The sequence below is a fragment of the Chloracidobacterium sp. genome, assembly GCA_016711345.1.
GTDB lineage: Bacteria > Acidobacteriota > Blastocatellia > Pyrinomonadales > Pyrinomonadaceae > OLB17.
This window is the reverse complement of sequence record JADJTD010000001.1, coordinates 2,144,953-2,169,921: the sequence shown is the minus strand read 5'-3', so window position 1 is coordinate 2,169,921 and position 24,969 is coordinate 2,144,953. Positions and strand designations below refer to the sequence as shown.

At 49.4% G+C, this 24,969-nt stretch carries 19 protein-coding genes; 5 read left to right on the top strand and 14 right to left on the bottom strand.

The features are described 5' to 3' along the window. Positions 1 to 3: 3 nt before the first annotated feature. From IPL32_08950 to IPL32_08930, 5 genes are all read right to left on the bottom strand, one after another. Positions 4 to 321, bottom strand: coding sequence for a tetratricopeptide repeat protein (locus tag IPL32_08950; protein ID MBK8465945.1), 318 nt, complete (start codon positions 319 to 321; stop codon positions 4 to 6). Between the two features lie 88 nt (positions 322 to 409). After that, positions 410 to 1,426, bottom strand: a complete 1,017-nt coding sequence (locus IPL32_08945; GenBank protein ID MBK8465944.1) for a radical SAM protein — start codon at positions 1,424 to 1,426, stop codon at positions 410 to 412. 32 nt (positions 1,427 to 1,458) lie between these two features. Next, the gene (locus tag IPL32_08940) at positions 1,459 to 1,866 is read right to left on the bottom strand and encodes a hypothetical protein (protein MBK8465943.1); all 408 of its coding nucleotides are present in this window, start codon (positions 1,864 to 1,866) and stop codon (positions 1,459 to 1,461) included. A 4-nt stretch (positions 1,867 to 1,870) separates the two neighbouring features. Beyond that, positions 1,871 to 2,398 (bottom strand): GNAT family N-acetyltransferase, encoded by a 528-nt coding sequence (locus tag IPL32_08935; protein MBK8465942.1) that lies wholly within the window; start codon positions 2,396 to 2,398, stop codon positions 1,871 to 1,873. 12 nt (positions 2,399 to 2,410) lie between these two features. Then, entirely contained in the window at positions 2,411 to 3,589 is a 1,179-nt protein-coding gene (locus IPL32_08930; protein MBK8465941.1) for an acyl-CoA dehydrogenase, read from the bottom strand. Positions 3,590 to 3,741: 152 nt separating this feature from the next. Between IPL32_08930 and IPL32_08925 the strand changes: the two genes are divergently transcribed. Next, complete coding sequence (locus tag IPL32_08925; GenBank protein ID MBK8465940.1) at positions 3,742 to 4,722, top strand: flippase-like domain-containing protein; 981 nt, start codon at positions 3,742 to 3,744, stop codon at positions 4,720 to 4,722. Between the two features lie 24 nt (positions 4,723 to 4,746). Here IPL32_08925 and IPL32_08920 read toward each other — a convergent pair whose 3' ends face one another. After that, positions 4,747 to 8,118, bottom strand: a complete 3,372-nt coding sequence (locus IPL32_08920) for a S8 family serine peptidase (GenBank protein MBK8465939.1) — start codon at positions 8,116 to 8,118, stop codon at positions 4,747 to 4,749. A gap of 53 nt (positions 8,119 to 8,171) precedes the next feature. Between IPL32_08920 and IPL32_08915 the strand changes: the two genes are divergently transcribed. The 4 genes from IPL32_08915 to IPL32_08900 all read left to right on the top strand — a co-directional run bounded on the left by IPL32_08915 (position 8,172) and on the right by IPL32_08900 (position 13,112). Then, positions 8,172 to 9,770, top strand: a complete 1,599-nt coding sequence (locus tag IPL32_08915) for a serine hydrolase (protein ID MBK8465938.1) — start codon at positions 8,172 to 8,174, stop codon at positions 9,768 to 9,770. Positions 9,771 to 9,854: 84 nt separating this feature from the next. Beyond that, positions 9,855 to 10,103 (top strand): hypothetical protein, encoded by a 249-nt coding sequence (locus tag IPL32_08910; protein MBK8465937.1) that lies wholly within the window; start codon positions 9,855 to 9,857, stop codon positions 10,101 to 10,103. Positions 10,104 to 10,278: 175 nt separating this feature from the next. Next, a complete protein-coding gene (locus IPL32_08905) occupies positions 10,279 to 12,621 on the top strand; it encodes a peptidylprolyl isomerase (GenBank protein ID MBK8465936.1) in 2,343 nt (780 codons plus the stop codon). 5 nt (positions 12,622 to 12,626) lie between these two features. Next, a complete protein-coding gene (locus IPL32_08900) occupies positions 12,627 to 13,112 on the top strand; it encodes a DUF4112 domain-containing protein (GenBank protein MBK8465935.1) in 486 nt (161 codons plus the stop codon). Positions 13,113 to 13,678: 566 nt separating this feature from the next. Here the strand turns inward: IPL32_08900 and IPL32_08895 are convergent. The 8 genes from IPL32_08895 to IPL32_08860 form a co-directional block, all read right to left on the bottom strand. Further along, positions 13,679 to 14,197, bottom strand: coding sequence for a peroxiredoxin (locus IPL32_08895; protein ID MBK8465934.1), 519 nt, complete (start codon positions 14,195 to 14,197; stop codon positions 13,679 to 13,681). A gap of 132 nt (positions 14,198 to 14,329) precedes the next feature. Beyond that, positions 14,330 to 14,974: a hypothetical protein gene (locus IPL32_08890; GenBank protein MBK8465933.1), complete on the bottom strand. Its 645-nt coding sequence runs from the start codon at positions 14,972 to 14,974 to the stop codon at positions 14,330 to 14,332. 45 nt (positions 14,975 to 15,019) lie between these two features. Then, positions 15,020 to 16,336 carry a VWA domain-containing protein gene (locus tag IPL32_08885; GenBank protein ID MBK8465932.1) on the bottom strand — a complete coding sequence of 439 codons (1,317 nt, stop codon included), beginning with the start codon at positions 16,334 to 16,336 and terminating at the stop codon, positions 15,020 to 15,022. A gap of 241 nt (positions 16,337 to 16,577) precedes the next feature. Next, positions 16,578 to 17,648: an SDR family oxidoreductase gene (locus IPL32_08880; protein MBK8465931.1), complete on the bottom strand. Its 1,071-nt coding sequence runs from the start codon at positions 17,646 to 17,648 to the stop codon at positions 16,578 to 16,580. A 51-nt stretch (positions 17,649 to 17,699) separates the two neighbouring features. Further along, positions 17,700 to 18,686 carry an NAD(P)H-quinone oxidoreductase gene (locus IPL32_08875; protein ID MBK8465930.1) on the bottom strand — a complete coding sequence of 329 codons (987 nt, stop codon included), beginning with the start codon at positions 18,684 to 18,686 and terminating at the stop codon, positions 17,700 to 17,702. Further along, positions 18,683 to 20,431, bottom strand: coding sequence for a TolC family protein (locus IPL32_08870; protein MBK8465929.1), 1,749 nt, complete (start codon positions 20,429 to 20,431; stop codon positions 18,683 to 18,685). Before IPL32_08870 ends, IPL32_08875 begins: the two co-directional genes overlap by 4 nt. 16 nt (positions 20,432 to 20,447) lie before the next feature. Next, entirely contained in the window at positions 20,448 to 23,591 is a 3,144-nt protein-coding gene (locus IPL32_08865) for an efflux RND transporter permease subunit (protein MBK8465928.1), read from the bottom strand. 60 nt (positions 23,592 to 23,651) lie between these two features. After that, a complete protein-coding gene (locus IPL32_08860) occupies positions 23,652 to 24,959 on the bottom strand; it encodes an efflux RND transporter periplasmic adaptor subunit (GenBank protein MBK8465927.1) in 1,308 nt (435 codons plus the stop codon). Between the last annotated feature and the right edge of the window lie 10 nt (positions 24,960 to 24,969).

The window sequence follows — 24,969 nt, the reverse complement described above, 5'->3', positions numbered from 1 at the left end:
ATCTTATTCTCCAAAATCCAGATCAAGCGTCATCTTGTATTCATTTGCCATCGACGGATGGCCATGTGCCATTGAGACGTCGATTCCCTTTTTGTACGTTTCGATCGCCTTTTCGCGGTTTCCCGTCTGGTTGTATGCCTGGGCGAGGACGCCATAGGCATTGCCTTCGTCGTCGGCCTTGGCGAGGTAATCTTCGAGCAATTTTATCACTTCGTCGTGTTGGCCGAGCTTTTCATATTCTTTGGCAAGGCCGAACATGACCATTGTGTTTTCGGGGTCGGCCTCGATCATTTGGCGAAAGACTTCGATGCGGTTTTGCATATTGATATGAGTTTAAACGCAAAGACGCTAAGGTGCCAAGACGCAAAGAAAAACGGATTGACTAACTTTGCGGCTTAGCGACTTTGCGTTAAAAAAGCCTTTGTTGCGTAGGAGCTGCTGCCGCAACCTCAACTTCAACCGTTTTCTCTCTTTGATTGAAGCCCAATCGCTTTGCGTGAAATTGAAATAATTTTGTAGTTACTTCCCACTGCTGGGTTTTGCCGACGCCGCGATCTTTGTATGTTTTGTGGCGAAGAGATCCGCCGCGTTCGCGTTTCATCGTATTGATGATCTTTGTGACGCGGGTTGGAGGCAGCCGTTCGTGCATTTTTTTGACAAAATACTCCTCGATCGAGTCAGTATCAAGATGCAGCATCGACATAAATGCTCGCGTCGCACCGGCTTCTTTTGCTTTCTCAAGCAATCCGGGAATGTCCGATTCGTTGTAACCAGGAATCACAGGCGCGATACCGATGCCAACCGTTATGCCTGCATCAGCGATCTGTCGCATTGCACGAAACCGGGCTTCCGGTACAGGAGTGTATGGTTCGAAGGGATTTGATCTTTCTTTTGTAAGAAACGGAAGCGAAAAGAAGACCGTGATGCTCTTTAGTTTTTTTAGAATCTCAATATCGCGCGTAACGAGCGGTGATTTTGTAATTACACCAACGGGAACCTGAAAATCTACGCAGACCTCAAGGCATTTTCTCGTCAACTCATAGGTTGCTTCGAGCGGCAGATAAGGATCGGTCGCGAATGAAAAATCAAGATGCGGCATCTTGTCGCGAGTTTTCCTGAGTTCTTGTCTTAATAATTCCGGGGCGTTGGGTTTTACGACGATCTTTGTCTCAAAATCCGTTCCAGCTCCGTAACCGAGACATTCATGATACTGCCGCGCAAAACAGTATGTGCAGCCGTGGACACATCCGCGATAGCAATTGACCGTGAAACGCCAGCCGCCTTCCCAATCGGAGGAGAAAGCCTTTGTAATAATTTTCTTCGTGGCAGTTTCTTCGAAGATCTCAAGTTTTGTCGGCGGCGGCTCACCAATGTATTCGGCAGAATATTTATTGTATGGATTTGGCGGGTTTTTGATGTATCGCACAGATGCAACGATAGATCATATGCAAGAACAAATCAAGTGGTCGATTTGTTGTGCCTCATGACATATGCGGCCGCGGGTGATAAAGCCATTATCAGTAGTCCAAATATCATAAAACCTCCATGCAGAATATCGTAATCTGAGAGAATGCGGTCGGTCGTAAGTCCCACGACGCAATAGCCTAACAAGAACTCAAAGATCACCGTTAGAAATACCCAAATAATTCCAATCATCAACCGCTGCCCGAGACTTGTGGTTCTGAGCCAATTAACAGTTAACAACGCAGTGACAAATATCAACAGCGAACCGACACCTACGCCTATTTGCCGAGCGGCGAGATCGCCCGTCAAAGGCACAAGCAGTACGCCGCGAGCGATGCCGTGAATGATCTCGATGCACATTATGATCACCCAAACCGCCAACGCTCTGCCGTATGGAGCCATAAATTTACGATAGTTCTTTCTGCATCAAGAGATCGGTCTGCGGATCGGAGCCGAGTTGAAAGGTGTGATTGCCGACTACGCGAAAGCCATTCTTTTCATAAAACCGCTGCGCACGCGGATTGTATTCCCAAACGCCAAGCCACATGACGTCGTGGCCGTCATTTTTAGCCCGCTCAAAACACGCGTCCATAAGATTCTGTCCAACGCCTTTGCCGAGAAACTCCTGATGTGAATAGAGCCTGCTTAATTCGATCGGCCTCGTCGCAGTGATGCCTGGCTCAGTGTTGTCAACGACCAGTTTCGCATAACCTGCAGGCTTGTCTTCGATCAAAGCAATTAGAAATATCGATTTTGGATCAGCCAATTCTATTGCGATCTGTTCGCCGCTGAAAGCCTGCCGCATGTAATGTGCAAGATCGTCAGGCGCATTTTTAGGATGATGCGCAAAGGCATCCCAAAATGTCGTGTAGGAAAGATCTGTGAGCAGTTTTGCATCATCAGGTGTAGCTTGGCGAATGGAGATGTCGGACATAATTCACGGATATTACTTTCCGCTCATGATCAATTTAGCGATCGTTTGCAGCTGCATATTCGACGTACCTTCGTAGATCGAGCCGATCTTGCTGTCTCGCCAATATTTTTCGACTGGATAATCTTTGACGTAACCGTAGCCGCCGTAGAGTTCGATGGCTTTTGAAGAGACTCGCTCGGCACAGCGGGATGAAAATAGTTTTGCGATTGCGGCTTCTTTCAAAAAAGACTTGCCCGCGTCTTTGAGCCGGGCGGCGTTATACACCAGCAATCGTGTCGCTTCGATCTCCACTGCCATTTCGGCGAGTTGAAACTGCACGGCCTGAAAACTATTTATTGCCTGGCCAAATTGCTCACGTTCCTTGGTATAGGAAAGAGCACATTCATACGCGCCCTGTGCGATGCCGAGCATTTGAGCTCCGATGCCGATGCGGCCTTCGTTGAGGGTTTCGATGGAAACTTTGTAACCTTTGCCGACTTCGCCTAAGACATTTTCCTTTGGCACTTTACAGCTATCGAGAATCAGCTCGGTTGTTGACGAAGCGCGAATGCCAAGCTTGTCTTCCTTCTTGCCGACAGTAAAACCTTCGAAGTTCTTTTCGACGATAAAGGCAGTGATGCCTTTATAACCTGCGTCCGGATCGACGGTCGCAAACGTCACAAAGATCTCGGCCTCGTTGCCGTTTGTGATCCACAGTTTTTGGCCTGTCAGCTCGAAATGATCGTCCTTTTCTATGGCACGAGTTTTCAGCGCAAATGCGTCAGAGCCAGAAGCGGCTTCGGACAATGCATACGCTCCTACTTTGCCCGAGGCAAGCTGCGGCATGTATTTTTTCTTTTGCTCATCGCTCGCCCAACGCATAAACGCATTGGTCACAAGCGTATTATGCACATCAACAAAAACAGAAACGGACGCATCAACACGTGCCAATTCCTCGATCGCCAATATCGCATTAAAGATGGTCGAACCGGCACCGCCGTGTTCCTCGGGCGATTCGATCGCCATCAGGCCGAGCTCGAAACATTGCTTGATCAGGTCGCCGTCGAGTTTTCCGGCGTGTTCCATCGCCTCGACCTTTGGGCGAACTTCGCCCTCGGCAAATTCGCGGACGGACGAGCGGAAAAGCTCTTCTTCTTCGGATAAAACGGTCAACCCGACGTTTGATAATGCGGTTACTGCGGCTGTGCTCATAGCTAATTCCTTTTAACTTAACAGTTTATTGATCGACTTTGGTAAAATGATATTTTAATCAAGCCATCGAGCAAAGGCAAAGCAGGTATCCGGCAATCGAGACGCAGCAAAACTCAAAAAAACATATTAATCGGTTAAAAGCCGCCGCAATTTTGCTGACGACCATCGGCCTCGGGCTGTTCTCGTATTTCGTCTATTCCGTAGGAGTCAATGAACTCTATCACGGAGTGTTGCGATTTGGCGTCGTTGGTTTTGCGGTAATACTGTGCATCCATTTTGTGAAAATTTGTGTTCGAGCATTCGCCTGGAAACTCTGTGTTCACGAGCCGTATGCGCTAAGTATCACTGACACGATCCCAGCGGTCATTATCGGCGAAGCGATGAGCAGTACGGTTCCGCTCGGCATTCTGATCAGCGGCACGGCAAAGGCTGTTGCAGTACGAAACCGCATTCCGCTTGTCGCCGGATTGTCGTCGGTTGCGACGGAAAATCTTTTCTACAGTTTTGCGACGAGCATTTTTTTGATCGTCGGCGGCGTTATTTTGCTCAAGGGTTTTGCCATTGACGAGACCATGATAGTGACGAGCATTTTTTTGATCGTTTCTGTTAGTATTTTGCTGGTTTTAGGTTTTTTGATGGTGATCAGGCAGTGGCATTTTGCCAGTTTCATCTGCAACTGGATCTATAAGAATGGTTTTTTCAGATCCATTTTGGAGAACGGCAGAAATCATGTTCGTCGTTTCGAAGACCTGATCTATAGCTTTTACCGGAGTTATCCAAAACGCTTTCTGCCGATCTGTCTGTTGGAGGCCTCTTATTTTGTATTGGGTATCACCGAGGTTTGGTATATTCTCAGCCGGTTGACCGACACCTATCCAAGTTTGCTCAGTGCATTTTTAATGGAAGCTGTAAGCCGTCTAATTACAGTCATCTTCAAGTTGATACCTTTTATCATCGGCGTGGATGAGGCCGGTGCACAGATCATCGGCGACACAGTCGCTCTCGCTGCCGGTGTTGCTGTAACACTCGCAATTATCCGCAAAGGCCGTATATTATTCTGGACCGCAATGGGCTGGCTTTTAATTATCAAACGCGAACTTTCACTCAAAGAGTTTTCAAAACCGCGTTCCTAACGCATGTGCCTTATTACAGCCATATCACTCGATCTCGATCTTTCCTTCTGAGACAGACACTTGCAGCTCGCCCTCGTTGAACATTATCCGCTCGAACGAGATCGGCGAAACCGAACCGCCGGAACCGACAGCCGAAAATCTCAGATTCAGCAACACGCCGTTCTCGTCTATCGGATACGCTCCGTAAACCACAACGCGCAAAAGTCCCGGCTCGGTTGCGTTCGTTATAATTGAAAGCCCACGGCTCACTGTTCCTTTTACATCGACAGGCTCCGCAAGCGGCTGAATCATCGCCGGATCATACCTGAGGTCGAATTCATAAGCGATCACGCCCTTATCTGCAATGCCCTGAACGCTGACAGGAATTGTAATTTCCTCATTCTTTACAGAGATCTCTGACAGGCCGATAGCTATGTCTGCTTTCTTAATGTCGCCTATCTGCTGACTCAAGTCTCCCGTCTCCTGTCTCCTGTCCGCAGGCCTCGCACCCGAATTCGTCCAGTTTCCTGAAACCTCACCCATCAAAAGCGCAGTATAGTCCTGGCCTGTGATATTTGCTGTAACATCCGAATATATTCTGTCAAACGGCTGAAAGACCCATCTTGCCGTCAAACCGAAATCAGGCAGCGATGCTGCATAACGGGCTATCAGCGCGGCATCAAACGAGGTCACGCCCCCATTCCCGCTCGCGTTCGCCACAGTAAACTGATTTCCGGTCAAGACGCTCACCCCGGCTACATGCTGAGCGACCCTCGCCGCATCAAACGAAGTGATACCGTTTACGCCGTCTGTCTTTGCCAGAGTGACCACGTAGGTACCTGGAACAAGAAATCCCGAAAGCGAGTAATCGCCGCTGGGAAAAACAGTGGTTGTAGAAAGGTTAGACGCCCCGGCACCGTTGACGGTGGCATTAGATACAAAACGCGGTGACGGTGCTCCGATGGCATTACCGTAAGTGACTGTTCCGCTGATCGCAGCCGATGGCGATGCCTCGTTAAAATTGTATGCAACGAGCGCGAAATGCTGATCGGTAGTGTCTGCATTTCCAAGAATACCGTCGCCGTTGATCGCCGTTGCCGAGACTGTTATTGAGAAACTCGTTCCCGCTGCAATTCCCGCCGGAAGAAAAATATTTTCGACGTTATTAATAACGTCAGCCGAGCCGCCCGTTGTTGATACGCCGCCGGTGAAGACATTCCCTTTATAAGTGTTTGCTCCGATCGTAATGGTCAGATCGAGATTGTTGACCAATGCCGGATTGGCGTTTGGAGCTCCGGGAGGATCGGTCCAAACGAGACTGACACGTACAGGCTTAGCCACATTGCCGACAGTGCCGGTTATAGTCGTGCTGTTCCCGGGATCGGTGAAGGCCGTGGTTTCATTCACGTGTTTCATCGGGGCTCCGGTATTCAACATATACTTCATATTGATGCGGCCCCAGCCTTCGTTGCCATTTGGGATCGCCGTTCCGGTGCTCGTTCCATTCATTTCCTGAGCGGTGTTTATAACCGCAGCTTTTATCAAAGCGGGGCTAGGATTGACGCCTCCGTTTCCGTTTTTCCAGAATTGCGTAAACAGAGCGGCGGCTCCGGCTATCTGCGGAGCAGCGTGTGACGTTCCGCTGCTGTATGCGTGGTTTGCATCAAAACAGCTTGTAACAGAACCGCAGCTTCCGGCGCGGCTGCCGGTGATAACCGTTCCCGGAGCCATAATGTCCGGCTTAACTCGGCCATCGGCTGCCGGGCCTCGGCTAGAGGACGAACGCAGATCGTCCATATTGTCTGCTCCCGTGTTTCCAAGTTCCGGTCTTACGTTTTCTGTGTTTCCGGTCGCAATGACATTCTTTGCGGTCTTTGGCCGGGTAAGGCTTAAGGCTCCGGGGCCGGAATTTCCTGCTGAAAAAACTATCGTTATCGGGTCGATAGACGCGTCCACAGATGTATCGCGCACAAATCCGTCGAATTGGGCCGTGTATGAATCATAGACGTTCGAATTCGTGCCGTTTCCCCAACTGTTGTTGCTTATCGAACCTTTCACACCATTAGGTCCCTGTGTAATGACGGTGTCGTTATATACTTCCAATTCCGAGCCTGAGTAGCCGGAAACCAGAAACGGAGAGTTAATAATATTAGCTTTCGGAGCGACGCCAAGTCCGTAATTGTGTCCGGTCGGGTCAAAAATTCCAAACGGCGTGCTGCCCGCGATAATGCTCGCATTTATGTGTCCGTGTCCGCCGGTTGCTCCGGCAGCGGCTCCGCGCAAAACTCCGTGAACAGTATTGGCCGCAGTAATATAAAATCCGCCGTTTCCAGGAATACTTATGCCGTCATCGGCGACTGCAACCGTGACATTCGTTCCGTCAACCCCAAATTGGGTCAAAGGGTCATATCCAGGCCCTGAAATAACAGTGGTACTTGTGTAGTTTCCAGCGACAATGTGAGCCGCTCTTTCGTCCTCGATCTGCGGTGTGCTGTAAAAATCTATGCTGATGACATCTGGAATTTCAGCGATCTTCAAAACTTCGTCTAACGACAATTCGACGCGAACCACATTGAAATAATTATTAGGCAGATCGATTACCCTTTTTACGCTTCCGCCGTAGTATGTTGAAACGGTCTCTGCAATTCGATTCACATCCGCTCTCTTAAACACTGCGAGATCAAAGATCGAAGTACTCTCACCTGTCATCTCAAGCGGCGAAACATTGTTCAGCGGCAAAGATCTTGATCTAGCCGCTCGGATCTGGTCACGCAGAACATCAGAAATTTTGTATTCCGGCGAAAACGCTCCGACCCAGCGAACTCGTGAAAGGGAACCAGCTTTCAAAATAGCTTCGTCGCTCGCATGAACAAAAAATGCGTTGTGCGGCACATATTGCAATATCTCGACGCCCATTTCGCGAAGGCTGTCGAGCCACTCGTCAGTTGCAATGCCGCCAAATTGGACGATGTAATAACCGCCCGCATTGCCATACCTGCTGGTGTCAGCCGGAGGAGTTTTGATCGGATCAAATACCGCACCCGGAGTGTTGATCGACGTCTCAATAGGTTGGTTGTCTAAAGTCAGGCTCTTTAGATCGGTCCTGCTAGGCTTTGCAATAATAACGAAATTTCCATAGTCCTCAACGATGCGTCCGAATGAGACTGCAACATCCCGATCAGCTTGACTAGTGACGTTTACGCGGAAAAATGCCATGGAACCGTCCCGAATGTTACGGGTCACTTCATCGGTAATAGCAAGTTTATTCGTGAGGTAGTTGCGACTCCGCTTCTCCTTGGCATTCTGCTTCGAACCTGAGATACCAAGGATCACAGCGATCATCCCGATAGCCACGACCACAAAAAGACCAACCCTCGCCCGACCAAAAACCGTTCGTAAAGACACTTGTTGTTTCATTATTATTCCTACCCCTCGGATGCAATTTGCATTATTATATACGAAAATCTCTGTTGCTTAAAGAAATATTGCGGCTCGACGAGCATCGCAAAGATGATAGAATTATTGCCAATATTATGAAAAAGATCACCTCAATTCTCGCTATTGTTTTCGTTTTTCAGCTTTTTGTCTACAGCCAGACCATTGACGAAAAAATAAAGGAGATCGACGATTACGCCAACACTGTCATGACCACATGGAAAGGCCCGGGCATGGCTATTGCCGTCGTTAAAGACGACAAAGTAGTCATGGCAAAGGGCTACGGTGTTCGCGAACTCGGCAAGCCGGACAAGGTGGATGAGAATACGCTGTTTGCCATTGCGTCAAATTCTAAGGCGTTTGCGACGGCGGCTCTCGCCATTCTTGTTGATGAGAAAAAGATCGCCTGGAACGATAAAGTCTCGAAATACCTGCCAGATTTTCAGATGTATGACCCGTGGGTCACAAACGAATTGACGATCCGCGACATCTTGAGCCATCGCGTCGGTCTCGACACATTTAGCGGCGATCTGCTTTGGTACGACACGACGTATTCGACGGATGAGATGCTGCGGCGTGTGCGTTATCTCAAGCCTGTTTCGAGTTTTCGCAGCCGTTACGGCTATCAAAATCTGATGTACATCGCTGCGGGCAGAATCACCGAAAAGGTTTCGGGCAAGCCATGGGCGGAGTTTGTTAAGGAACGAATTCTGACGCCACTTGCGATGAACAGAACGACGTTGAGCGTCCGCGACATGAAGGACAATTTCGCAATGCCGCATAACGAATCTGGCGGTACTTTGCGACCTTTGCCGGTTGGATTTCTTGATGAGGCGATTGGCGCCGTGCGTCTCAATTCATCGGTAGCGGACCTGTCGAAATGGATACGCCTACAGATGGGAAAAGGAACATTTGAGGGCAAAAAGATATTTAGCAGCGAGCAAAGCTGGCAAATGTGGTCGCCGCATACTTTGCAGTCTATCTCGGAAGCTGCGGCAAAAAACAACCCGACGCGGCATTTCAGCGCTTATGGCTTGGGCTGGGGAATGTATGATTATCAGGGCCGCAAGATCATAAACCACAGTGGCGGACTCGACGGAATGCTCTCCTTCACTGTGCTGATACCGGAAGAGAATGTTGGTTTTGTCGTACTGACCAATAACGAATCTCCGTCATTCCAGATAATGATGGCAAAGATACGTGATGTTTTTGTAAACGCTCCGAAACGCGACTGGAACGAAGAAGCAAAAACTGTGATGGCAACAAATAAAGCAAATGATGCAGCCGAGGCCAAAAAAATTGACGATGCCCGTGTGTTGAATACCAAACCTTCACTCGATCTTAAAAATTACGCCGGAACCTACACAAGTCAGATGTATGGCGACGTAACGATCGCCGAGGAAGACGGCAAGCTTGTGATGCGTATGGTTCCGGCCCCGAATTTTGTCGCCGATCTCGACCCTTGGCATTTCGATACTTTTCAGATCCGTTGGCGACCGTCGGTCAATTACAATTTTCCACGTGGTTTTGTGACCTTTACCATCGACAAAGACGGCAAGACCGACCAACTAAAGATCGACCAGCCTAATAACGATTTTTGGTTCTACGAGCTTGACTTAAAGCGGTCTAAATGAAGTTGGGGCTCGACAATATAGGACAAATGTGTCAGAATTCCCTATTCTGCGACAGTTTATTATTTGAGGAGAACATAGATCTAAATGTCAGATGAAGCAGTACAGGCCGTCGAGGCTCCAGAAACGCCAGTTGCAGCCCAGCAAATAACGACGGTGGAAACGGCGCCCGTGGAAGAACCGGCAACACCGGAAGACGTTTCTTATCAGGCGGTTGAAAAGGAAGGAACTGTGACGGCGATATGGGAAATGCAGGGTCAAAAACACCTGCGTACCATTGACCCGCGTTCCATCGAGGGCAAACAGATCCTCGCACTTTTCGAAACAGCTGGTTAAGGTTCTGAGTCTCAACCCCAATTCCCTGTCTTTGCGACTCGAATTGGAATTTGCGATTCCGGCCAAAGCTGATTCCAGTAATCCGCTCATTAAATTATCAAAGCCCCGCAATGCGAATTGCGGGGTTTTGGCTTTTACCCTCTCAGACGGTTAGAATCAGGAAAATCATTTTTCTATGAAACGCTATTTCCTCAACGCTTTTTTCCTGTTATTCGTCCTGAGCATCGCGGCTTACGCACAGGTACCTGTTAACACTGCCGTCCAGATCGTCAGGGCCGAAGACGCTCGCCGTTACGACAAGACACTGAAAGATCTGATGCAGGACAAGAATCCGGCGGTGCGTGCCAAAGCTGCTCTCGCAGCCGGAAGGATCGGTGAGGAAAAGGCAGTTGACGATCTTGCTGCATTGCTTTCTGACAGCTCGGCAAACGTCGCGGCAAATGCAGCTTTTGGCCTTGGCGAGATCGAATCGATAAAAGGCTCCGACTCGATACTAAAAATACTCAGCGATCCAAAAACGCCCGCTCTAGTTCGCGCTCGAGCTGTCGAAGCCGCCGGAAAGATCGCAGCCGCAAATGGTAAAGACGAAAAGTCTAAGTCGCTCAACGAGGCGATCCTAAAAACCCTCGACGACGAAAATCGTCGTGGTGTGAAACAAGACCGCACGACCGTACTTCTCGGCCTAACCGCTGCGGGCAGATCCAGCAGCAACGACCCAAAGCGTAAGCGGCCTGATGACACCGATTTCCTAACCGCGGAATTTCTCAAGAGCAAAGATGCCCGCACACGAGGCGACGCCGCTAACACTCTCGTACGGCTTCGCGCTTCGCAAGCAAATACTTTGGTAAGGACGATTCTTTCGACCGACACCGACGCAGTCGCCCGAGCAAATGCCGCAAGGGTTCTTGGTGCTACCCAAGATAGGAAAGCTCTTGATGCGCTCGTAAAAAGCGCGGCGGATGACGTAGATTTGCGTGTTCGAGTTTCGGCCATTCGCTCCTTGGGAAGTTTGAAAGACCCGAAAGCCGCCGACAGGTTGCTTGAACGCGGCGAGAAACTTCTAGTCGATTACAAGAGATCTAAATTTGCGCAACCGGTTGAAAAGAATGAGCTTGTCGAGATCGCGACTGTCCTTGGCAGACTTCTGCCAGACACCGGAAACGAGCGAGCGGTTAAATTGCTCGATGAGCTTGTAAAGCTTGATGACGGACACACTGCCGAAATATCGGTGGCGCGAATGCGTGTCAAGCCCGGCGATTTCACGATCTCGCCAACCGCCCTCAAAACATCGTGGGGTTTAAGTACTACAGCACAAGTCGCTGGCGAGTTGGCTAACGTTTTTCCGAGAAACGAAGAAGTAAAAAAAATGCGTGATGCAGCACCGGTATTGCTTAGGCGAATGGCCGACAGACTTTCAACGGCGTACACAACCGTGGGTGGAGCTAGGCGTCTAGGGATGCCCGATACACCGTCAAGGTTTTACTCTGACGAAGACAAGAAAAACCTTCTCGCTGCCCCGGATTTTATTCGAGCTTTTGCGCAGTTTAAGACAAAAGACCTCGACGCTTTCCTGCGTATGCGGCTTGCGAACAATGATGTTTTTGTCCGAACGACGGCGGCAGAGCTAATGGCTGAACGCCTGGCATCAAAAGAGAATATCACTGCACTCAAACAATCGTGGGGCCGATGGTCGATTGCGGATAAGGAGTATAACGATGCTCGGCTCGCTATCCTAGACGCTCTTTTCAAACTCGACAAAAAAGAATCCGTTGAAGTGTTGCTCGCAGCTTTGAACTCAGCAGATTACGTTACGCGAAAGAAAGCTCTCGATCTGCTGTCGGACAAAGAGCTTCAAAAACTATCGCCCGATGTCGCGGCTTTGGTTGAGCAATCCATCGCGAAAGGCACGAACCGTGTCCGTCCTTACACGGCAGCCTACGGAACAATGCTTGGCCAGATGCTGAGCAATGAAGCAGATTATCGCCGCGCAGTTTCGCGTAAGAACGGTACGGTCAAGGCGATCGTTACGACTGAGAAAGGTGCGTTCACTATAGACTTTTATCCTGAAGACGCGCCGCTTACGGTCGATAATTTTATTAAGCTCGCCCGCGATGATTATTTTAATGGCGTCGAAGTTCATCGCGTCGTGTCGAATTTTGTAATGCAGGACGGCGACCCGCGCGGCGACGGAAACGGCGGTCCGGGTTGGTCGATACGCTGTGAGATCAACACTCGAGAGTTCGATCGCGGTGCCGTCGGTATGGCATTGTCCGGCAAAGACACCGGCGGATCGCAGTGGTTCGTCACGCATTCACCGCAGCCTCATCTCGACGGCGGTTACACCGTTTTCGGCCATGTGAACGAAATCGGCATGAAAGTCGTAGATAATATCGTGCGAGGCGATAAGATCATTTCTGTAAAAATAATCGGAGAAAAGGCACCGCCCAAACAACCAAAGCCGAAACCAATGGAAGAGGTAGAAGAAGAGGGCGGCGTTCCGGTCAACGATAAGCCATAGTTCATATGCCTGAGATAGAAAGACAAAAACAGATCGAGGTTGAAAAAGGCCTCGATGATCTTTCGTTTTATCTCGACGGATTGTTCCGCGTGCCTGGAACCGGCTGGAGATTCGGGCTTGATGCATTGATCGGCCTTATTCCAAATGTCGGCGATACACTTACCTCTTTTGCATCATTTTACATACTGCTCGCAGGCGTTCGTTACGGTGTGCCTAAGATCACTTTGCTGCGGATGGCATTTAATATCGGCCTCGATTATGCGGTTGGAGTTATTCCATTCATCGGCGATGCCTTCGATTTTGTGTGGAAGGCCAACAAGCAAAACATGGACCTGATCCGCACTCGCGCTGCCGGTCACGGCAAAGGCAAAACGAGCGATTACATCTTTGTGTTCGGCCTGATCGGATTGCTGATCGCTATTCTTGTAGCTTCAATCCTTGCGAGCGTCTATATTTTCTATTTGGTTTTTACCAGCCGACCTCTAATATAGGTCAAATCAAGAGATCAAAACCCTTTGAAAGCTGGGTAGAGGAAAATCTCCGTGCGAATTAAGCAATTACTTAGGTCAATTTGGAACATTAACGGAAAAATTGGGATCGGCTTTGGTCTAATTGCATTTGCCATCCTTATAGTAATACTTGTTAGCAAGTTCTTATGGCCGGAAATCTACTCTGAATCTGAAATCACAGCTGATCGAGTACTTACTGCTCAGGCTGTCTGCAAACAAATTCCAATTCCAGATGATTTTACACATTTGGACACTCAGTGGGGGCAACGCACTGGGAGTCAGCACGCTTGGTATTCAAATTACTATAAAACTTCCCGCTCGTTTGATGAGGTGCACAAATTCTTCTTAGACAACCTGCCCCAATTGGAGTTCAAAGGCGGAACTTGGGTTGATTCGGTTAGAGAACGACAAATTGTCTTCGGAAAAGATGAGGTGAGGGTCATGATCTCATTCCGGCTATCGTACACCAATCACTGGGAGTTTGTTCGGGACAAACTAAGTGGCTCCGTTTGGAATATCTACATTGATTGCACTCATAGAAGCCCTTCCTAAGGCTTCCAGTCTGCCATGCAAAATCCGCCTGACTGCAGAGCCTGCAATACTCGAAGCGTCTCATCTACCGAACGTCCAATATTGATCGCGTGAACCACTGAATACTGAAGTACGCCTTCGGGATCGATTATGAACAGTCCTCGAAGAGCGATGTTCGGATCTTCGAGCAGAATGTTGTATTGCCGCGCGAGTCTGCCGCCGCGGTCGGAAGCAATTGGGTACTTGATATCGCCGATGCCGTTCTGATCCGCCGGTGCTTTTGTCCACGCACGGTGCGAATAGACTGAGTCGGTCGAAACACCCAAAACCTCGGCACCGATGCTGTTTAATTCTTCAAAACGATTTGAAAAATGGACAAGCTCACTTGAACAAACGCCGGTAAAATCGAGCGGGTAGAACATCATGATCAGCCACTTGCCTTTGTAATCAGAAAGCTTGACGTTATCGCCCAGCGTTTCCATGTTCTTGGTCGAAGGCATGTTAAAATCCGGTGCCGGTTGCCCGACCTTTGCCATTGTGACGGTGTTTTCCGTCGCGGTTCCTGTTGCTGTTGACATGTATATATTTATCTCCTTTCTTACTAAATACAAAACTAATTTTCTCGGTAATAAAAAGACCTCTACTTCCAAGTTTCTTTGCTTTATTGATTACGGAATTGGCAGCGACGCTCCTGGAGGCACGAGCCAGACAATGGCAATATCGTTGTTCTTGGTAAGTGTTACATATGTTATTTGTCGGTCGTGCAGTTGTTTTAATCCATTAGCTATTGCAACCATTTTACGCCTTAATGATCTCGTTGTATTTTTAGCAGAACCAGACAAAAAAATGTAGAGCTGTGCATCAGGTTGTGATTTGGCTGCCTCAACTATTTTTACAAGGCGATCACCAGAAACTTTTTCAATTGACCCCCTGAATTCATCAACTAATATTGCTTCCGGCGTTTTCAAACCACAACCCTGTGTTTCGGAAGAGGTTTTTTCACACTCGTCGGGCATCCCATCAACTTCCACCGTGACGGTTAAATTCTCTCGTTCCGGAACCCGAACTGAAATAGAATCGGTTCCTTGTCCCGAAACGATGTCTCCCGCACTGACCGACCAAGTGTATTTGAGATTGTATTTTTCTCCTCCTAAACCAACATTCGCTGTAAATGAAGCAATGTCACCGGTATTAACGATACCCGCAGGTCCGTACACAAAGATGCTCGGACATGCTATTTTCTCGCTTGTCTGAGAAAAAGCTGACATACAAAACACAAATATGCTTACTACAATGGCTAAGAAATTTCTCATTTCTGCAAATCTATATAAAAACTTCCGAAAAGTGAAGCTGGGCCTTTATTTCATTATGGTACTTATCACGAGCTTTCTACGTGCCACAACGACGAGGCCGGGGCGTTTTGATGTGACGTCGATGTTTCTTTCGGCGATGCCGCGAGTGTCAACGACCGGAACCTTTGGCGCATAGGTCACGACATATACTAAATCGATCATGCGGGCGACGAGCCCCGTTTTCTCGATAAGTTCATCGACACTGTCGGGCGAGATGAATTCGCCATTGGTGTTTGCAGCGAGATTTTCAAGCAGCTGACTGCTTACTTCAAGGTCGGTTTTGCGCGCCTTCATTTTCTTGATCAGTGTTCGGTCAAGATTGATGCTCTTCATTTTTGGCGCTGTCATCACGTCGCGAGCACCGTTTGGCAATTGGGCGGCAACTTCGTCAGGCATCGCTTTTGGCGGCGGCGAATTTGAAATCCCTTTTGTTCGCGGCTCGATATCGGCAAGTTCCATCGCGGCATAGCTCAAAACGTGAACGCTGATATCGGTCGCAAGCAGTCGCTGCATGGCTTCAAACTTTGCGGACGATCTGCTGCCGCTATCGGAGCCGTCGGTGATCAGCACGAGATGTTTGTTATCAAGTCCGCTTTTCAAAAGATACTCGGTAGCAAGCTTTAGGCCATCTACGAACATTGAACGCCGGCCAAATTTCGTCCGCTTTAGTGCGTCAAGCATCTGAACTTTGTCATTTGACCACGGAGCAACTATCTCTGCCTTGTCGCTATACTGCAAAACGGCAACTGAATCACCTGATCGCAAATTTTCCATAACTCCGCGAGCAATGGTGCGTGTTTTGTCGAGCGACTTCACGCTCCGCATCTCGCCGCCTGTGTCCATGACGATCAACACATTTGCCGGCATACGGCGAACGCTTGCGGGCTGATGCAGGATGTTGTTTTCTGATATCACAATGTCGTTTGCCGTCACATCGCGAAAGAAATTTCCCTTATCGTCAAAGGCAAGCACGTTGAGCTTGATCTCTTCGGTAGAAACCTTGATCGTGTCGTCACCCGAAGGCGGCGTCGGCGTCTGTTGCACACGCCCGCTCTGGGCAGACGCAAATGCAGCACAAGCGAAGATAAAAACAGCTATTTTGATGAGCCTCATTGTAAAAGTTTGATGCACAAGCCCCTCGCTAAGTATGCCCCCGACAACCCGAGTGTTGAAACTGTCCCACCGTTCTTTCATCCAAAACGCCGTTCCATCGTTCCACACCGTTCCACATCTATGTGGAACGCTGTAAATGTTGTGCATAATACAGTTACCGTCGTATTCTGCCCGCGTTCCATGATTTTTGAAAAAAAGTTTTTCGTCCACATTGTGATAATCTACAACGTGCATAGACGCCTTAAACTTTGTAAATATTGATCTTACAAGATCCGTAAAGACGTGTTTCTAAAATGTCGCCGAAATGCAACCCGGTGAATTTAGAGGCAGATCACTTGTCTTTCAAATATCCTGACCCGCTCATAAACACAGATCACAATGATTATACGAAACTTTGCGTAATAGGTTTGAGATTTTATCTGTGCAACACGATTTCCTGCTTCCGGCAACTTCAGAGTTTTGGATTTTCTTCGACAAAATCGAGTAGGTTACCGACGTAATTTGTAAAACGCGGACAGACCAGGTCGTGCGAGAGCAGCAGTTCGTCGGCGACGGCAGTGTCGTAGGTCTGTGAGATAAAGAAATACGGCACGCCGTGATGCGGCAGGCCGGTAATAGCGGGTGAGATGCCGGTATGAAGGAACCACTCGGCGACTTGTTTTGGCAGTTTGAATTCGGACTTTCGTCCGGTCATTTCTCTGGCTATCGTGTCAAAAAGCTCATCGGTCGTAAGAGGATTTGGGTCGGCAAACGCCAAAGTCTTTCCAATCGCACGTTTATCTCGCCCAAGTGCCGCTAAACCATCGACCACAAAATCGACAGGCACAAGATTTAACCTGACCTTTGGGTTGCCGACATTGAGAACGCGAAAGAGCCACGGAGCACGGCGCAAATAATTTATTAGATAATAAATGCCGTCATATTTTGCCGTCTCGCCGGTTAGTGAGTCACCAACGACGACCGACGGGCGATAGATCGTTACAGGCAGATGACGCTTCAGTTTCTCAACTTCAACCTCGGCCAGGAATTTTGTCTCTTCGTAAAAATTGCGAAAGCCTGCTTCATGTTCAAGCTCGTTTTCGAGAATGACGCCCTCGCGTTTACCGGCAACGTAGCAAGTCGAAACATAATTGTACCGGCGCAGATGTTTTACCGTGAGGGCGAAATTATTGACGTTTTTGGTGCCCATCAAATTTACGTCATAAGCGGCATGTTTTGACACCGAAAGATCGTAGGCGGCGGCAAGATGATAAATATCCGTCGTTTCGAAACGGATCGTTTCGAGGTCTTCTTCTGAAATGCCCAGGTCAGGCTGAGTAATATCGCCCTCTACAAGTACAAAACTGTCCAGCGGAACGTCAGTGATCTCAGCAATCTGCTCGATCTCGATCATCGCCTTTTCAACAAACTGCGGTTGGACGAGTAAATAAAATTGAGTTTCGCTGCCGACGAGGGTTTCCACAAGACGGCTGGCAATAAAACCGGGGAAACCGGTGATGAAGATAGTTTCTCTGTAAAACATACCGACCTAACATTCTAGCAGAAGACGGCAGAACGGTATGAATTTACACGACTAAAATTCAAGCACGACTTTGCCAAAGCTCCTGTTAGACTCTAGATACTTGTATGCCTCTTGAACTTCCACAAAAGAATAGACGCGATCTAAATTAGGTTTTACCGAGCCATTTTCAAACAACGGGATGACCTCATCAGCAAACTTAGTTACCGCTTCAGCCTTTTCTTCGCTGGTGCGGGACCGAAGCACCGTTCCGATAATTCTCAGGCGCTTTTGCAAAGCCATACCGAGATTGAACTCAGCCTTTGCTCCCGATGTCAGGCCAACCAACACCAATCGGCCTTTTACGGCCATACTCGCCAAATTCTGCTGAAAATATGCTGCGCCGACCAGGTCAAGTATTACATCGACGCCTTTGCCATTGGTCAGTTCTTTAACATTTTCGGCAAAATCTATTTTCTCGCCTGTTGCTATCGCCTCATCAAGACCAAATTTGCGACACTGATCCAGCTTATCCGAAGTGCGCGAAGTACCGATCACAAAAGAGCCTTTTGCCTTTGCAAGCTGTAACGCCGCGAGGCCGACGCCGGAACCAACTGCGTGAATGAGCAAGGTTTCGCTTTGTTTGAGATCGCCAAGCGTAAAGATAGCATCGTGCGCTGTAATAAACGCTTCGGGGACGGCAGCGACTTCGGCAAAACCCAGATCAGCGTGAATGGGAGCCAACAAACTCTGATCTGTTAGTAAAAACTCTGCCTGTGCTTCGCCAGCAGCAATTCCAAAAACGCGATCACCGACCGACCATGTTTTTACGTCATCGCCGATGGCGGCAACTTCTCCGGCATACTCAAGACCCGGAATGTTTGGCGAATAACCAGGTGGCGGAGGATAAGCACCGCGAACCTGCAGTAGATCTGCCCGATTCAATCCAGCCGCACGAACGCGGACGCGGACCTGATTTGCTTTTGGTGAAGGAGGATCGGGCACCTCGCGGATCTCTAGATTCTCCAATCCGCCAAATTGCGTAATATAAACTGCCTTCATTTTTCCAATTTAGGCTCGATATTGTTTGCTCTCAGTGAGTTACCGGTTGCCCGCTGAAGATCGGCAATAGCTTTATTCAAATCGGTCCGGGCTTTTAGCTCATTGCTTTTTGCAGCGGCAAGTGCTGTCTGGCGTTCGAGAACTTTGTAAATGTCGGACTGTCCTGAGTCGAGCTTACGCTGTTCTGATTCGTATTGCTTGGCTGTATTTTCGCGGGCCACGGCAGCAGCTCTTAGACGCCCTTCGCTTGTTCTGATCGCCTGCAGGGCATTTCGCACCTCGACTTGTATGGTTTGCTCGGCCTGCTCACGCTGCGTTTCAAGGCGTTCACCCTCGACGAGCGACCTTCCGTATTGTGCACGCGAAGATTTGTCGCCAAAGAGCGGGATGTTAAATTGCAGCCCGACACGGTAGGTCGGATATTTGTTCCTAAATATATCAGAGACCGCCGTTCCGCCGCCCCCCACATTTTGGAGCAACGCCTGAAGCGCCTGTGCGGCCGCAACGCATTCCGGCGTCGTCGGGTCCTCAGCACAACCACGAAGCAAGGGATTAGAAGAATTTGGGTTAAGGCTGCCGCCGACACCGCTCGACGAGTAGCTTGCGATAAGGTCGATCTGCGGCTTTTTCTGTTCGCGGAAAAATCGCTGATCGATCGCGTTAATCTCTTTTTGAGTCTTGTTTATCTCTAACTCAGGCCGGTTTTGTATAGCCGTATCGATAGCTTCGGTTAATGTCGTGATAGGCACTGATAGTTCGACAGGATCGACCGGAGTGAGCGATTCGCTCCAGATGGGGTTGTTACGATCTGGTGAGATCAGGTTCTTAAGACTGTTTTCGGCTAGGTTGACGCCGTTCAGAGCGTCGTAAACAGCCTGTTCAAAATTCGCAACCTGCGTCTCCGCCGCGACGATGTCGATCGGAGCCAATTGGCCCTCATCGACCAGCCTACGGTTATGTTCGAGTTGGCTCTTTGCGTCCCGCACGGAGTCACGCTGTACCTGTAGATTCCGAAGTGCGTATGTCAGGTCCCAATATGCCCGCTGTACATTTGCGACCACCTCGATAGAACGCTGCTTGAATTGCGTGTCGGTCAACGAAATATTTCGCTTCGCAATCTCTATTGCCCGACGCCCTTGATCGAATTTTCGTCCGCGAAACAATGGCTGTGTGAGATTGAATGAAAGGCTTGAGTTGTATTGGGGGCTGATAACCGTAAGTGGATTATCAGTTGTAAACCGCTGATTATTCATCGTGACGCTGTAAGACGTTCCGAATTTGGGGATATATGCTTGTATTCCGGAGTTTCCGATGAACGAATCGCCGTTAGTCAATCTCGTCGTCGGCGAGAAAAAGTTGATATTTGGCAATGCAGAGCTCTCATAATATGATTGCCCGGCGAGCCTGGGCTGAAAAACGCCGCGGGCTCCATCGAGATCATATTTGGCGATACGAACATTCTTCCGCGTTACTTCGATATCGAGATTGTTTTCTAAAGCGAGTGCCAGTGCCTCATTTAAGGTGAGCGATTTTTGGTCGGTCATGTCCACGCCGACACGGCCTAAATCCGGCAGGGTTCGGATGTTAGAGCGGTAGTCAACAGCGATCGCAGGAACACCTCTAATATCTTCGGGGGCAACGTTTTGAGCGTCGACGACGGAAGTTGGTGACGGGGCTTGGGCCAAGGGCTGCGTTGCCGTCACGGCGAACACTAAAAATACAAAAATATATAAATGCCGGTGCATATTGATTTGGGTCGGCCTATTGTTGTTTGGTAAAAATCGAGGTTGTTGCTCGCGACAACCGGCGTTTGGCTCCGCCGAACAGCCAAGCTGCAAAGCGGTTGACGTATCTGAACAGCCGCAATTCCGCAAGATCATCGAATATCGAATAAAACACCGGCACGGCAAGCAATGTCAGCAGCAAACACAACGTCTGTCCACCAACCACCAGAACGCCGATAGAGCGATTGGTTCCCGATCCTGCACCGGTCGAAACGACAAGCGGTATCATGCCTGCCACAAGAGCGATAGTCGTCATCAAGATCGGTCGCAAACGGTCGCGATTTGCCTGGATGATCGCGTCGTATCGATTCATGCCCTGTGAACGCAGGTGATTTGTATGGTCGATCTGCAAAATTGCGTTCTTTTTAACCACGCCGAAGAGCAGCAACAAACCGAGGCCCGAAAAGATGTTAACTGTCTGGCCCATCACCAAAAGGCTGAAGATGCCGAATGGTATCGAAAGCGGCAGCGTCAGCAGGATCGTCACCGGATGGATGAACGATTCGAACTGTGCGGCCAGAACGATATACATGAAAATAAAAGACAGCATAAACGCGAGCAAAAAGTAAAAACCGGCCTTGCCCATTTCCTTCGACTGTCCAACGTAGCCCGTATAGTAACCAGCCGGAAGTTTAAGTTCCTTTACGTAACTGTCGATCGCCGAGGTGATGCTTGCAGCGCTGCCTCCCGGTTTTGTATTGGCGAGCAGCGTCACTTGTTTTTGTCTATTGGTTCGGTCGATCGCGCTCGGACCGGTTCCTGGTTTGGTCTTGACGACGCGATCAAGCGTGACCCAGCCGAGCTTGGCTGAGGGAACGATCATTCGCTTCAAACCTTCTTCACTAGTGCGAAACGAATTGATCGCTCTAACATAAACATCGTACTGGTCCGAGCCGGCGTTGAACGTAGTCGCCTCTTGTCCCGCGACGAGCGTGTTGAGAGCTTGCGAGACATCGCCGACTCTAACGCCGAGGTCTGCTGCAGTGTCGCGGTCAACCTCGAGTTGCAATTCAGGCTTACCTGAGATGAGCGTCGTATCAACGTCAACGGCATCAGGAATTGTCTTCATTTTCGCCATGATCTTTAGCGAAGTTTCCTCGAGGACCTTGATGTCCGGGCCGGAGATAAGGAATTGGACGTTGGCATTTCGAAAACCGCCGCCGGAAAATGCCTGAACGATCTGGACGCTGGTTCGTAATTCCGGAAATTTTGTGAGAACCTCGCGAGCCTCGGCCATCATCATTTCCTGTGACTTAGCCCGCGTTCCGACGTCGCTCAATTTCACATAAATAGTTCCTGCATTAACAACTTGCTGCTGTCCGCCGCCGACTGTCGCAAGCGTATCCGTAACGCCCGGCATTTTGCGAATTTCCGCAGCGATCCGCTCGAATGACTGTGACGAGGATGATAGGCTTGTTCCCTCCGGCGTTCTGACGGATACCTCAAACTGCGATTGGTCATCGACCGGCAAAAAGTTTTTGCCTACGAGCATAAACAGCGGAACGATACTCAAGAAAACGAGAACAACAAGCGTGATGATGACCCATCGATGACCCATCGAAAATCGCAGCATCCACGCATAAACTTCATCGACCTTACGAAACCAGCCGGTGTAATGGCTGTCGGTCTTTTTGATCGCGTGCTCGGGATCCACCTTGATGTTGTCGAGGTCAGTCTCGGGTTTTTCCTTTTTCGGTTTAATTAGGCGTGCAGCGAGCATCGGCGTTAACGTAAACGACACGATCAGCGAAACACCAACCGCGAAAGATGCTGTGAGGCCGAACGACGACATAAACTTGCCGACGATGCCCTGCATAAATCCGATCGGCACGAAAACTGCCATCAGCGAAAGCGTCGTTGCGAGGACCGCGAGGCCGATCTCGCGCGTACCTTCTATCGCGGCCTGAAACGGGTTCATTCCCTTTTCTTCGACAAACCGATAGATGTTCTCAAGCACCACGATCGCATCATCGATAACGATACCGACCATAAGGGTAAGCGAAAGCATCGTTATCGAATTGAGCGTATAGCCCATTACGTAAACGAGGGCAAACGTTGAGATGATGGATGTCGGGATAGCCAATGCAGCAATAAATGTCGTGCGGAAACTCCACAGAAAAAAGAAAACGACGATCGACGCGAGGATCGAGCCAACTATTAGGTGCTCCTCGATCGCATGCAGTGAATTCTCGATAAAGATCGAGTTGTCGCCGATAACACGCATTTGAAAGCCTTTAGGAAGCGTTGTTTCAATTTCTTTTAGGCGCGATTTAATTTCACGAGCTACGGCGACCGTATTTTGTCCCGATTGCTTTGAAACGATCAGAGTTACCGCAGGCTGACCATTTAAACGTGCCTCGGATCTAACCTCTGCTCCGCCGTCCTCTGTGTAGCCAAGATCTTTAACCTTTACCTGATAGCCGCCGCGTGTAGCGACAACGACATCATCGAACTGCTCTGGTTTTTGTATCTTTCCGACTGTACGAATAGCCGTTTCGGTCTGTCCCTCATCAATGCGGCCAGAGGGAAATTCCATATTCTGGATACGCAATGCGGCGGATACTTCGGCGGCTGTTACGTTGTAAGAACGCATTTTGTCTGGGTCGACCCAAACGTTGATCTGCCGTTCCTGTCCGCCGATGATCGTGATCTGGCCAACGCCGTTGACGGATTCGATACGTTCCTTGACCCTATCTTTTGCGATCTCGGTAACCTCTCGCAGCGATGTCGGTGCGGATATTGAGATCCTTAGAACAGGTGCGGCGTCCGTATCGAGCTTTTGTACCGTAGGCTGTTTTGCTGTCTCTGGCAGATTTGGAATAACTGTCTGGACTCGATTCTCGACTTCCTGTGCCGCAACGTTAACGTCTTTTTCGAGAACAAAGGCAACAAATACTTGAGAAATTCCTTCGATAGAAGTTGAACGCAGCTCATCTATACCTGAGATTGTATTGACGGCTTCCTCAATTTTATCCGTAATTTCTGTCTCTATTTCCTGCGGCGAAGCGCCCGGATTTACGACCGTGATCGTGATCGTCGGGAAATCGATCTTTGGAAACAGATCGACTCCGAGGCTGAAAAACGAAAATGCTCCGACCACCACAAGCGAAAGGATCAACATCGTGGCGAAAACGGGTCGCTTTACACAAACTTCAGCAAGCCATTGCATACTTCTTAACCCCTAGTTCGTTTGCCTTACAAGAACACCATCAGTTAATGCGTTCAGATTGCTTGTTGCGATCATGTCACCTTCGGCTACGCCTGATTTGACTTGGATCATTCCATTTTCCAAAAGGCCTGTTTGGACGAAGATCTGACGTGCGGCTCCGTCTTTGATGACAAAAATGCTGTTTGCGTCACCATCGGCCAACACCGCTGAAACCGGGATCATAACCGCGTTTTCGGGTTTTGATTGAGTGATCCGCACGACCGCAAATTGGCCGGGCTTGAGCAAGCCATCGCTGTTTGCTACCTCAGCTTCGACCGTCAACGTTCTGGCTGAAACATTAAGATTCGGCAAAATGCGGGCGACTTTTCCGGCGAAATTGCGGTCAGGATATGCGCTTGTTTGAAGCGAGATGCCTTGTCCGACAGCGACCTTGCCGATGGATGCCTCGGGAACGTCTATCTTTAATCGAAGCGGCGATGTGCGTAAGATCGTAGCGATCTTTGTGTTCGGAGCGCTCGGGCTGATGTATTCGCCGGGGTCGGCAACACGCTCTGAGACATAGCCGCTGATCGGTGCGTAGATGGCAGTATCGGTCACGCCTTTTCGTGCCTGTTCGACTTGTGTTTGGGCGGTTGCAACGCCGGATTTTGCCGTTGCCACCGCGGCCTCTGCCGAATTGATTGCCCTCACCGCAACTGCCGCCGTCGAACGAGCTTCGTCAAGCTGCCCTAGCAAAGCGTCACGCTGCGAACGCCGTTGATCTAGCGAAGATTTAGAAACATCGCCGGAGTTGAAAAGTTTTTCGGCACGTGTCAATTCCTTTTCCGCCAGGACGAGCTGAGCGGTGATGGATTTGACCTGTGAAAAGGTCGCTATGTCGAACTTCTCGCCGTCCTTCAAACCGAGCCTGATCTGCGCCTGTCTGAGTGCCGCGATCGACTGCTCGACCGCCATTTTTTGCTGTTCGACCTGTGCCTCAGCCTGCTCAAGCCGAATTTGAGCATCGCGCGGATCGAGCCGTACAAGCACGCTGCCCTTTGTCACAAAGCTGCCGACGTCAAAATTAACTTCAAGGATCTTGCCGGCAACAGCTGGTGCAACATCTGTCTGAGCGTCGCTGGCGAGATTTCCCGTCGCCTCGAAATACGTCGGTATTTGCTCAACAACCGCCTGTGTCGTTGTTACATCGACGATGGTCGGCTGTGTGTTTGCCGAATTCGCATTTGCCGAATTTGTCCGCGAACCGCAGCCCGAAATTATGAGCGCCGCCATCAAAGTGATGATGGCCAATGGAAGAAATTTTCGTTGATTTCTCTTCATGTTTACTGTC

Excerpts from the sequence above, each read along its gene's own strand:
- IPL32_08950 (MBK8465945.1), bottom strand. The coding sequence starts at position 321 with ATGCAAAACCGCATCGAAGTCTTTCGCCAAATGATCGAGGCCGACCCC.
- IPL32_08940 (MBK8465943.1), bottom strand. The coding sequence starts at position 1,866 with ATGGCTCCATACGGCAGAGCGTTGGCGGTTTGGGTGATCATAATGTGC.
- IPL32_08935 (MBK8465942.1), bottom strand. The coding sequence starts at position 2,398 with ATGTCCGACATCTCCATTCGCCAAGCTACACCTGATGATGCAAAACTG.
- IPL32_08930 (MBK8465941.1), bottom strand. The coding sequence starts at position 3,589 with ATGAGCACAGCCGCAGTAACCGCATTATCAAACGTCGGGTTGACCGTT.
- IPL32_08920 (MBK8465939.1), bottom strand. The coding sequence starts at position 8,118 with ATGAAACAACAAGTGTCTTTACGAACGGTTTTTGGTCGGGCGAGGGTT.
- IPL32_08910 (MBK8465937.1), top strand. The coding sequence starts at position 9,855 with ATGTCAGATGAAGCAGTACAGGCCGTCGAGGCTCCAGAAACGCCAGTT.
- IPL32_08905 (MBK8465936.1), top strand. The coding sequence starts at position 10,279 with ATGAAACGCTATTTCCTCAACGCTTTTTTCCTGTTATTCGTCCTGAGC.
- IPL32_08900 (MBK8465935.1), top strand. The coding sequence starts at position 12,627 with ATGCCTGAGATAGAAAGACAAAAACAGATCGAGGTTGAAAAAGGCCTC.
- IPL32_08895 (MBK8465934.1), bottom strand. The coding sequence starts at position 14,197 with ATGGCAAAGGTCGGGCAACCGGCACCGGATTTTAACATGCCTTCGACC.
- IPL32_08890 (MBK8465933.1), bottom strand. The coding sequence starts at position 14,974 with ATGAGAAATTTCTTAGCCATTGTAGTAAGCATATTTGTGTTTTGTATG.
- IPL32_08880 (MBK8465931.1), bottom strand. The coding sequence starts at position 17,648 with ATGTTTTACAGAGAAACTATCTTCATCACCGGTTTCCCCGGTTTTATT.
- IPL32_08875 (MBK8465930.1), bottom strand. The coding sequence starts at position 18,686 with ATGAAGGCAGTTTATATTACGCAATTTGGCGGATTGGAGAATCTAGAG.
- IPL32_08870 (MBK8465929.1), bottom strand. The coding sequence starts at position 20,431 with ATGCACCGGCATTTATATATTTTTGTATTTTTAGTGTTCGCCGTGACG.
- IPL32_08865 (MBK8465928.1), bottom strand. The coding sequence starts at position 23,591 with ATGTTGATCCTTTCGCTTGTGGTGGTCGGAGCATTTTCGTTTTTCAGC.
- IPL32_08860 (MBK8465927.1), bottom strand. The coding sequence starts at position 24,959 with ATGAAGAGAAATCAACGAAAATTTCTTCCATTGGCCATCATCACTTTG.